Genomic DNA, 9,090 nt, shown 5'->3' with positions numbered 1-9,090 from the left:
GCGGTTCCTCTTTTCGTGATTCACAGGGAGCCGAGCACGGTGGCCACGGCTGGATAGGCGATGAATAGCAAGAACCCCGCGAACAGGCAGATCACCGGCAGCGACATCCGCTCGGTGGCGGCTTGTGCCTCAGCTTCGGCTTCGGTGAGTTCGTGGGTGCGCATGGCAGCGGCCTTGGCTGCCAGGGAGGCGCGCACTTTCGCGCCTTCGGTTCCGGCCAGTGACACCGAGGACGACAGCTCGATCAGTTCGCGCACCTCCAGCTCCTCGCCGAGTTGGCGCAACGTCTCCCACGGCGTCGCCCGGGTGATACGTGCTGTGGTCAGCGCACGACGGATCCGGGCGAAGGCCCATCCTTGGCCGATCTCGGCGACGTCGGTGAGCGCGCCGTCGACCCCGGCGCCCCCGGCCAGAGACACCCGCACGAGGTTCAGGTAGGCACCGAGCGCGTGGCGAAACGCGGTGCGCTTGCGCTGGGCTTGGTGCCGCAGATCCAGGTCAGGAAGGACGAACCCGCCGATCGCACAGGCGAGACCTGCCACGGCGGGAACCTGCCAGGGCAGGGTCACGCCGAGGGCCCACAGCAGCAGTGGGAGCAGATTGGGCAGCAGCACACCCGCGACAGCGAGCACACCCTTTTCCGCCAAGAGCGCTTCGGGTGCCCGTCCGAGCACGAGCAGATCACGCTGCTGGCGGGCGCTGGGTAGGCCCAGTGCGGCCAAGGGGCGCACCGCGGGGCGGCCCCACCGGGCAGCCCACCCACCAGCGTCGGTGTCGGTGATCGTGGGCTTGCGCGGTTGCGGTGCGCGGCTGGCGGCCAGAGCGCTGGCCAGCGACGGCACCGGAGGCAGAAGCCACACCACCAGCGCCCAGACACCAACGCCGAATCCGGCGGCCAGAACAACGATGGTGGTGATCACGAGGGCACCTCCGTGCGTGCCCCAGCAGCAGTGGGGCGGGTGAGGAAGCGTTCGGGCTCTTGCATGCGGGCGATGCGAGCCAGCCAGGCGAATGCGACGGCGAACAGTGCCCCGACGGCCAGGAGCATGGTCTGCCCGAATGTGCCGTCGTAGGGGTCGAGGTAACCGCGGTTGAGGAGGACGAGACCGGCCGCGAAGAGCAGAGTGGTCGCCACGATGACGCGGACGCTGGTGCGGGTGCGTGCTCGGCCGGCTTCGACGCGCAGCCGCATGGATACCTGTTCGCGGGCTTCGATCGCTAGCTCGCCGAGAAGATCGGCGAGCTGGCGGGCCTGGCGCTGACACGCCAGCACCAATGCGGAGACCACCAGATCTCCCGTTGGGTCTGACAGGTCGGAAGCCAGGGCCGCGAGCGCGTCAGGGAGCTTGTCGCCCCGCTCGATGCGCATCGCCAGCTCGCGGACGTCGTCGCGGATCGCGGCTGGTGCGGTCTCGGCGGTTGCTTGGATCGCTTGTTCCAAACCTGCTGCCGCAGAAAGGGTGTCGCGCAGCATCTCGGTCCAGGCCGCGATCGCTTCGATTCGGGCGAGGCGGTGGGCCTGCTCGGTGTCGCGTCCCAGCACCTGCGGCAGCGACCACACGGCCGCGGCGGTGAGCACGCCCCCGATCACCCAGCCCGTGACAAGGACACTCAGCACGCCAGCGGCAAGGCTGATCACCGGGCGTCGCGCCGAGGGCCCATCCCGGAGGTGACGAACGCGTTCTCGCCATCGCGACGGCGTGGTGGTCGAGGCGGGGATGTGCCCGCGGAGACCGCCGATGAGCAGCAGCGCTCCCAGCGCCATGCCGAGCCCACATAGCGCCGCAAGGAGGGCAGGGGTGGTCATGGCCGCCACCACCCTTCGCCGCGCTCCAGCACGCCCGCGTCGAAGTCGGCCTCGGCGAGCCGCTCCACCGTTTCGGTGCGCAGCGGCACTCCGGGGACCGCGCGGCCGGTGGGATCGGGGCGGTAGACCTCGTTGGAGATGATTTGTGTGTCGTCGGCGTCGATGACTTCGCGGATCGAGGAGACCACCCGGGTCTTGTCGTCGCGGGCTTCGGTCAGGTGCACTACGAAGTGCAACGCGGAGGCCACCAGCAGGTTGGTCGCCTCCAGCCCGAGCCGTTCGGGGCTTTGGGCGGCGTAGGTGGCCAGTTTGGTGAACGCCCCGCGGGAGGTGGAGGCGTGCAGGGTGGCCATCGAGCCGTCGTTGCCCTGGGACATCGCGTTGGCCATGGGCACGAGTTCGGCGCCGCGGACCTCGCCGACGATGACCCGGTCCGGGGACATGCGCAGCGCCCACCGCACCAGCTCGGCCTGCGAGATCGCCCCCTCGCCCTCGACGTTGGCTTCGCGGGCCTGCATCGCGATCACATCCGGGTGGGCCGGGTCGCGGTCCAGGCCGAGTTCGAAGTTGTCCTCGATGGTGATCAGCCGCTCAGCTGGCGGAATCGCCGAGGCCAACCCGCGGAGCATCGTCGTTTTCCCGATCGCGGTGCCACCGACGACGAGCACGTTGAACCGGGCGCGCACCATCGCGGCCAGCAGCGCCTCCAGCCCGGCATCGATCGTGCCCAGCGAGCGGAGCTGGGCGAGGGTGACCTGTTGGAACCGGTGCCGGCGGATGGACACCGAGGGCCGGCCGGTCACGGCCATGACCGCGAACATCCGCGACCCGTCCGGCAGCTCCACGTTCACCCCGGGCGAGCCCCGGTCAAACCGGCGCTCCTCCACCCCGGACCGTGCGGCAAGCGAGCGCACCAGGCCGATCAGTTCCTCGTCGGAGTCGGCGACCGGCGGCAGCTGGGCCCGTCGCCCGTCGGCGTAGCGCACGAAGACACGATCGGCGCCGTTGACGTTGATGTTTTCGACCTCAGGGTTGGCCAGCAGCGGCTGCAGGCCGCCCATGCCGAACACCTCGTCCAGCACCGAGGCGACCACGTGGCGTTCGACCTCGTCGGGCACCAGCCCGGCCCCGCTCGGACGGGTCAGCTCCTCGTGGGCGTAGGCGTCTGCGGCCTCAGTAGCCAGTTGTTCGGCCAGACTGCGCCGGGCTGCCTGGTCTGGTGCTGGGCGTCCGGCTTGTTCGTCGTGCCGGATGCGTTCGGCCAGTCCTTCCGAGACCGCGGTGCGCACCCGGGCCCGCAATGCCGAAGCCGCGGGGTGGGTTTCGTGCACGGTGTCGTGCTCTGCGCTGGTCATCACAACACCTGCCCGTTGGTCGTGGCCCGCACCGCGGCCTGGGCATCGCCGGTGCGGTGGGCCTGGATGTGGTCGATCACCGTGCGGGCAAGCCGGGCACAGGCCTGCCCCAGTGCGGAGCGATCCGGTGTGCGGCCCCGCGGGTAACCGCACAGCATCGACGCGCCCGAACGGTCGTGGGGGAGTCTGGCCATGACGGGGACCCCCAGCTCTCGTTCGGTGTCCTGGTTGCTGTAGCCCTCGCCGATGAGCACCAACCCCGGCGTGCGAGCCCAGGTCGCCATCGGCTTGAGCAGCGATGCCAGGTGCGAGAGCTCGTCGGCGCGCGGACGTGCCATGACCACCAGAGCATCGGCACCGCGCACCAGCGGCAACGCAGGCGAGGACGGCTCCAACCGTCCCGCATCCACCAACACCGTCGAGTCCGGTGCACCGGCGGCAGCCTGCAACACCTGACGGCCACGCGAGGTCAAAGCTGACAGCGCCGCGCGTGCCTGTTCCGCAGCCACCGGGCCCACCACGACCGGCAGCCCCCCGGTCAACCGCTGGACGTGGTCGGCCACTACGTCTTCCGCGGTCTGGCGTCGGGCTGCCGCGGCCAGCGACACCAGCCCTGGCGAGGTCGGCAGGCAGAACCGGGCACTGAGATCACCGCCAGACGGATCGGCCTCCAGCACGCTCGCCTCGCCGACAGGCCACCGCGCGGCCATCGCCAACGCCGCGGTCGTCACGCCAGGCGAGCCCTTCACAGAGCACAGTCCGATCAACATCACTGACCCCCCGTCGCGACCGCGACCAGCGACAAGTCACCGGGTGGCCGTGCTGCGACCTGCCGCGCACTGGCAGACGGCAACTGCAGCGACACCACCGTCGATTGATCACTGCCCGAACCCTCAACACCGACCACCACCGCCGGCCACGGACCACCAGAGACCACACCCTGCGAAGACGAACCGCTGCCCTGCGAACCAGGAGAGACGATCACCGACACCGCGGTCCCGCGTGACATCTGCGGCGGCATCTGCCCGGGCTTGGCCGCCACCGCCACAATCGCCTGCCCCGCCGCAGGCACCTGCGGGCGCCCGAGAGCAGCACGAGACAGAAACGTGCCCGCGGGCAGCGCATACGCCATCGGACGCCCCAGCACGCTGGAGGACTGGCTCGCCAACACGAGATCGGCCCCAGAATCCGCGGACACGGTGACCTCCCGCAGATCCGACGGAGCCAGGACCTGGCCGACCTGCACCGGATGCGCCAGGCTCAGCACCGGTTCCCGTTTGCCCACCTGCAGCACAGTGATCACCGACCCCGCCACACAGATCACGACCAGCAACACACCGAGCACCAGGTAAGGCACACGCCGCCGGGGGCCGTGGGCCAGGCGGGAGGTGTCCCCGGGTCTGCGTCCGGCCCAGGATCGCGACGGGCTCTGTGTCTCGGAGGACGTCGCAGTAGAAGTAGCCATAAGGCGTCTCCAAACATGCCGGTACCTGCACCCCAATTCCGCAGAACGGGGCGAAAATAGGTAGTTTCGAATTTTTGGTTGTCTATAGTGGATGTTCTGTTGCTAATTGGGAGCGTTGTTCAACGCTTGTGACTCGGCCACCTCGAAGGACGCGGTAGACGTGGTAATGAGGTCCGGCAGTGTCCCGCCTCCGGTTGGGCCGGACCAGGTGACCGTCCACGTCACCGTTGCCTCGATCGGATACGCGTGGCTCTGATGCGCCTCGGAACTCTGCCGGTAGGTGTGGCCACAGTCCGGCGAGGTGGCGCGGGGATCGGTGCCTGGTGGGAACGGTGTTCCCGGACCTGGACAGCTCACCGTTGAGCCGTCACCCATCGACCACCGCACCGAGCTCGGGGAGGCGGTCGCCGTCACCGAGACGCCCGGCACCGAGGCTGTGGCGGTCTGGGGCTGCCACTGCCCGCGCTCCAGCCACAGCCACGTCGGCAACTGAACCAGCTGCGTTTCGGCAGGAGATGCCTGGATCTGCGGGGAGGGCAACCGCAACTGGCTGTATGCCTGGTGCGCGAGCTGTTCCGGGGACGGACCCGGCTGCTGACCATCGGGAATCCACACCGGGGGCCGGTAAAGCCCATCAGCCCACCCTGCACCGGAGCACTGAAACACGTACCACTGTCCCGACGGTCGCGGCTGCTGCTGCGCCGGTCGTGGTGACGCCGGGGCGATGCGGGAGCGGTGCACGGCTGGCCTGACGGTGACCGCACCGCCGCCCGAGTCCTCGAAGGAGATGGGCGTCGTGCCCTGGCTCGGTGGTTGGTAATCGCTGGGAACGTAGTGGCAGTCGGCCAGCGGAGGCCGATCCCCAGCGATCACGTCGCCTTGCGGAGGCTTCGGAGGCGAGTCCTGCGAAGATTCGCCACCGTCGTCCTCGGATCCGCTGCCGGAACCAGGCTGGTTCGGTTTCGACGGGGCACTGGGTTCACCGCCGCTTCCGGCGCCGAGCTGGCAGCCGGTGTAGTCGGTCTGGCCACACTCGACATTGCCCCATCCGTCACCTGCCAGCGCCGTGCCTGCACCGGCGATCAGGCATGCGGAGACCGCGGTGGTGACCAGGGTGGTCCTGCCTAACATGTCCCCACCCCCTGCACCGAAAACCGGGACACCCGCCAGCTGCCATCAGGCTGCGTGACCACCTTGGCGGTGATGGATCGCCGTCCACCGCCGGTCTCGTCAGCCAGCTGATCAGTACCGCTCCGGTACTTGAGCCACTGCGCTGAATCTCCGCAGTCGGAGAGCATCACGGTGCGCGGATCACCGGGCGGCTCGAGGGAGGACACCGTTGGGTGGTTCGCCGGACGCCCGCGCGTCACGAGCTTGTTGACATGGTCGGCATACAAGCTGCGGCTCAGCGTGGTCAGCGCATCGCCCGTCGCATACTCGGCCAGCGCGGGCGACCGCCAATCCGAGGTTTCCGCGGCCCGTGCCATGGCCTGCCACATCTGCAGGTAGACCTCCCGTGCTCGGGCAGCGGCGAGATCGGCGGGCGATGAGGTCGTGGCCGGGGGAGACACGACCTCATCGGTTGCAGGAGCAGGCGCATCCGCCGCGTGCTCGCAGCCCGCCATCAGTGGGAGCAGAACGACCGTGGCGACGGAGACAATGCCGACCCCACGAGGTATCCGGCGGTCTTGCCAGCGTGCTGCAGTTGCAGGCGACACCAGCACCATCGACGCTCGATCACGTCCGGAGCCATGGTCGATGAGGGGGACATCGTGCTCCACGCCGCGCTGGTCGCTCTGCTGTGGGCAGGCCTCAGTGTGCTCATCAGCTTGGCCGGAATGCCGCCAACGCAGCAGCGCATTCGCCGAGGACGGGTCACCGGTCAGTTCGCGATCGCCCTCGTCATGCTCTGGTTGCTGGTCTGGAGACTCCACGACCCAGTCAACATCACCGTGGCTGTGGCCTTCGCTGTCGCAGCGGTCCCCCTGGCTTGGGAAGACGCCCTCACCCAGCGATTGCCCAACCGCCTGATCGCGATCCTGGCCGCGCTGGTCGTCAGCGCTGTTGTGGCAGGCGCACTGCTCACCGCTGATCTGCAGCCGTTGTTGCGAGCCGGCGCGGGAGCGGCAGGATGCCTCGTGTTCTTCGCGCTGATCTACGTACTGGCCCCCAGCGGCTTCGGTGGCGGAGACGTCAAACTGGCCGCGCCGTGGGCAGCCGTACTTGCCTGGTTCAGCTGGCCAGCGTTGTTCAGCGGATTGTTGGTGGCCTGGCTCGCCGCGGCACTGATCCATCTCGGACTGCGCACGGTCAATCGACCGCTCTCGACTGTGCCGTTGGGACCGTGCCTCATCGGGGCGAACATTGTCGTGCTGCTGATCGCCGGCGACGACGGTGTCATGACCGGCTGATCCACGGCGTGGCATGAGACCTCCAAGATTCGGGAGATGACCTGAGGGAATTGCTGGAGTGTGGTGAGCAGGTCGTGTTCAGCCGGCCTGTACCAAGGGGCGTTCGGCACGCTCCGAGGGGTGCACACGCTGCTGGCTCGACAACGAGCCATAGGGAGCAACGGCAGCCGCCAACTCGTGGGCCAAGGGACTGAGTTCGTAGGACGCCGCGCGCCCTGCCCCGGTGCACTGGATCAGGCCGCTGCGGTCGAGGCGACGAAGCGTGCGAACGAGGGTGCTCGCCGGTATGCGGTGATCACGCCCGCGCATACCGTCCGAAGTGGAGGCGTTGCGAAGGCGGTCGAGGAGCTCTTCGTAGCAGTGCGGTCCTGACCACAGCGCCATGAGCACATCCGGCGTCCAACGCCCGCGCATCACGCGACAGACTTCGACCAGCTGTTTCTCTCGCCCCTCTGGCGCGACGGAGTGCGACCGTGCCGCAGGGACCCGAAGCGAACTCGTGTGAGCAGCCGCGGCCTGGTTGGCGACACACACCCGGTCTCGCCCAGTGCGCTTGGCCTGCTGCAAGGCACCGTCAGCCGACGAGATCAGACTAGGCAAATCCCATCCGTCGGTAGGGCCACGTACTGCCACGCCCACCGAAACCGTCATTCCTGCCAACGTCGCAGGCTCACCTGACGTCGAGGTCACGGCCGCCACCATGGCCCGTACCCCGGAGCGGATCGTCTCCGCAACCTGTACCGCGTGATCGCTGCCGGTCGGTAGCAACACAAGGAACTCGTCACCGCCATAGCTGCCGTACCGGCCGACGAGCGCGTCCTCGTCGACAGCGTCACGAATGAGCTGAGCTGTCCTGACCAGGGCGTGGTCGCCCGCTTGATGCCCCCACACATCGTTGATCTGCTTGAACCGGTCGAGGTCGATCAGCAACAGCGCGGCCTGACGGGCCTCTCGCAGCAGCTCCGGAGCTTTCGACTCCCACCCCCAGCGGTCGGCCAGGCCGGTGAGTTTGTCCAACGCACGATGCTGGCACAGTGGGCAGGGCTTCGGACCTTCGATGACCATGACGTCCTCCTGACGACGTGTATGAACCACCTGGCTGTTCAAGACGGATAACTCCCAACAGGTTTCGTTCCTACGGGGAGCAAAGCCGGTTCTTCGCTGCTGGTATGTCCACTGTGGGACCAGGAGGGCGTGAAAGGCCAGAGTTGACAGGTTGACAATCCGTGTCAACAAATGATCGCTTCGCTCGGAAAGCGAGCTCCGGATAGTGGATGTCGAGCAACGCTTTCCTGCCCTAGAAAGTTCCGTATCTCCCGTGGTCACATTTCGCATACCGCCCCCCGACGGAAATTGATATTGGAAGTGCTCTGGGGTGCCCGAGCGGGACAGAAGGGTCATCGCGGATCTTGTTTCCCCAGATCAGCGGTACGGAACCGCCTCAAGTCCGTTACAGTGGACTCGCTGGCTCGAATGTAAACACCGGCAGAATCGTCGTCAACTAGAACAGACTGACGATTGCGCAAAGACCTCGGCGTTCCGTTATGGTGGACCCGTTACTGCTCGGAGGAGGTGTGATCATGGAGGCTGAGGGCGGCGAATCGCGGCAGGAGACGTTTGCGATCAAATTGCGTCGCCTCTTCGATAGCGTTCGATCCGAATCCGGCGACACATACACGCCTCGGGAAGTCGCCGAGGCGCTGACGCAGCGGGGCCGCAAGATCTCCCGCGCGTACCTCTACCAGCTGCTCAAGGGGGAAAGCGAGCCTGGGTACGCGGTTGTTGAAGCGCTCGCTGAGTTCTTCGGTGTGCCGCTGGACTACTTCTCCAACACCCCACGAGGCGAGGAACTCAATGCCCAGTACGAGCTCCTGGCAAAGCTGGGGGACAGCAACGTACGGGAACTGGCCTTCCGAGCTAAGAACCTGACGCCGGAGGGCTTGCGGAACGTGCTGCGGTACATGGAGTTCGAAGAACACCGCACCAAGGACGAGGAACACACGTCCGAGTGAATCGCTAGCGCACGTGTGTTGACTGCCGTCATGGTTGGTC

10 protein-coding genes are annotated in these 9,090 nt (G+C 67.4%); 2 read left to right on the top strand and 8 right to left on the bottom strand.

The features are described 5' to 3' along the window. Nucleotides 1-20 precede the first annotated feature (20 nt). From AB0J91_RS25835 to AB0J91_RS25805, 7 genes are all read right to left on the bottom strand, one after another. Nucleotides 21-920 carry a type II secretion system F family protein gene (locus AB0J91_RS25835; RefSeq protein ID WP_363873591.1) on the bottom strand — a complete coding sequence of 300 codons (900 nt, stop codon included), beginning with the start codon at nucleotides 918-920 and terminating at the stop codon, nucleotides 21-23. Beyond that, entirely contained in the window at nucleotides 917-1,807 is an 891-nt protein-coding gene (locus AB0J91_RS25830; protein WP_363873588.1) for a type II secretion system F family protein, read from the bottom strand. Before AB0J91_RS25830 ends, AB0J91_RS25835 begins: the two co-directional genes overlap by 4 nt. Continuing rightward, nucleotides 1,804-3,162: an ATPase, T2SS/T4P/T4SS family gene (locus tag AB0J91_RS25825; RefSeq protein WP_363873585.1), complete on the bottom strand. Its 1,359-nt coding sequence runs from the start codon at nucleotides 3,160-3,162 to the stop codon at nucleotides 1,804-1,806. The genes AB0J91_RS25830 and AB0J91_RS25825 overlap by 4 nt, the downstream gene beginning before the upstream one ends. Further along, complete coding sequence (locus AB0J91_RS25820; RefSeq protein ID WP_363873582.1) at nucleotides 3,162-3,932, bottom strand: chromosome partitioning protein; 771 nt, start codon at nucleotides 3,930-3,932, stop codon at nucleotides 3,162-3,164. The genes AB0J91_RS25825 and AB0J91_RS25820 overlap by 1 nt, the downstream gene beginning before the upstream one ends. Beyond that, nucleotides 3,932-4,498, bottom strand: a complete 567-nt coding sequence (locus tag AB0J91_RS25815; protein ID WP_363873579.1) for a hypothetical protein — start codon at nucleotides 4,496-4,498, stop codon at nucleotides 3,932-3,934. Before AB0J91_RS25815 ends, AB0J91_RS25820 begins: the two co-directional genes overlap by 1 nt. Nucleotides 4,499-4,729: 231 nt before the next feature. Further along, on the bottom strand, nucleotides 4,730-5,758 hold the full coding sequence (locus AB0J91_RS25810) for a hypothetical protein (protein WP_363873576.1): 1,029 nt from the start codon (nucleotides 5,756-5,758) through the stop codon (nucleotides 4,730-4,732). Then, entirely contained in the window at nucleotides 5,752-6,354 is a 603-nt protein-coding gene (locus AB0J91_RS25805) for a hypothetical protein (RefSeq protein ID WP_363873573.1), read from the bottom strand. Before AB0J91_RS25805 ends, AB0J91_RS25810 begins: the two co-directional genes overlap by 7 nt. 24 nt (nucleotides 6,355-6,378) lie before the next feature. On the opposite strand from AB0J91_RS25805, the gene AB0J91_RS25800 reads away from it, so the two are divergent. Beyond that, nucleotides 6,379-7,038, top strand: a complete 660-nt coding sequence (locus tag AB0J91_RS25800; RefSeq protein WP_363873570.1) for a prepilin peptidase — start codon at nucleotides 6,379-6,381, stop codon at nucleotides 7,036-7,038. A gap of 78 nt (nucleotides 7,039-7,116) precedes the next feature. On the opposite strand, the gene AB0J91_RS25795 is transcribed toward AB0J91_RS25800, so the two are convergent. Beyond that, a complete protein-coding gene (locus tag AB0J91_RS25795) occupies nucleotides 7,117-8,103 on the bottom strand; it encodes a GGDEF domain-containing protein (protein WP_363873567.1) in 987 nt (328 codons plus the stop codon). A gap of 515 nt (nucleotides 8,104-8,618) precedes the next feature. Between AB0J91_RS25795 and AB0J91_RS25790 the strand changes: the two genes are divergently transcribed. Further along, nucleotides 8,619-9,050: a helix-turn-helix transcriptional regulator gene (locus tag AB0J91_RS25790; protein WP_363873564.1), complete on the top strand. Its 432-nt coding sequence runs from the start codon at nucleotides 8,619-8,621 to the stop codon at nucleotides 9,048-9,050. Nucleotides 9,051-9,090: the final 40 nt, after the last annotated feature.

It is taken from the genome of Saccharopolyspora sp. NPDC049357, assembly GCF_040677225.1.
In the GTDB taxonomy this organism is placed as follows: Bacteria; Actinomycetota; Actinomycetes; order Mycobacteriales; family Pseudonocardiaceae; genus Saccharopolyspora.
Note: the sequence above shows the minus strand (reverse complement) of the source record. Positions and strands in the feature narration are given on the sequence as shown.

Coding starts and splice junctions, on each gene's coding strand:
- AB0J91_RS25830 (WP_363873588.1), bottom strand. CDS start 1,807: ATGACCACCCCTGCCCTCCTTGCGGCGCTATGTGGGCTCGGCATGGCG.
- AB0J91_RS25790 (WP_363873564.1), top strand. CDS start 8,619: ATGGAGGCTGAGGGCGGCGAATCGCGGCAGGAGACGTTTGCGATCAAA.
- AB0J91_RS25810 (WP_363873576.1), bottom strand. CDS start 5,758: ATGTTAGGCAGGACCACCCTGGTCACCACCGCGGTCTCCGCATGCCTG.
- AB0J91_RS25795 (WP_363873567.1), bottom strand. CDS start 8,103: ATGGTCATCGAAGGTCCGAAGCCCTGCCCACTGTGCCAGCATCGTGCG.
- AB0J91_RS25825 (WP_363873585.1), bottom strand. CDS start 3,162: ATGACCAGCGCAGAGCACGACACCGTGCACGAAACCCACCCCGCGGCT.
- AB0J91_RS25800 (WP_363873570.1), top strand. CDS start 6,379: ATGGTCGATGAGGGGGACATCGTGCTCCACGCCGCGCTGGTCGCTCTG.
- AB0J91_RS25805 (WP_363873573.1), bottom strand. CDS start 6,354: ATGGTGCTGGTGTCGCCTGCAACTGCAGCACGCTGGCAAGACCGCCGG.
- AB0J91_RS25820 (WP_363873582.1), bottom strand. CDS start 3,932: ATGTTGATCGGACTGTGCTCTGTGAAGGGCTCGCCTGGCGTGACGACC.